Below are 276 nucleotides of genomic sequence, written 5' to 3'. Positions count from 1 at the left end.
GCGCGAAGCACTCGTCCACGACAAGAATAGCCCTATGCCCGAGGCAGCGATCTCAAAGGAAAGCGCGGGTGAAGCGACGCTGAAGGTGCGGACACAACGGGCCAATCCTCGCAACCGACGTGTAATGATCGAATTCCAGCCGGAACCTGGGTGGCGCCTCGCGCAGTCGCAAGAATTGACCGAACCGACGTTTCCGGAGGCGTCGGCACCGGTGATTCCGCCAGGGGTGCCCCCCACCCCTGGTTTTGTAAACCCGGACCTCCCCTCGCCGGAGCC

The 276-nt window shown here is 63.4% G+C and carries 1 pseudogene (only partly in view); it reads left to right on the top strand.

Annotation, left to right across the window (positions count from 1 at the left end):
* Window positions 1-30: pseudogene (locus FVQ81_18775) on the top strand (OmpA family protein); it begins 411 nt to the left of the window's first position.
* Window positions 31-276: the final 246 nt, after the last annotated feature.

Source organism: Candidatus Glassbacteria bacterium (genome assembly GCA_019456185.1).
GTDB lineage: Bacteria > Gemmatimonadota > Glassbacteria > GWA2-58-10 > GWA2-58-10 > JAJRTS01.
This window is presented reverse-complemented; position numbering and strand designations above follow the sequence as displayed.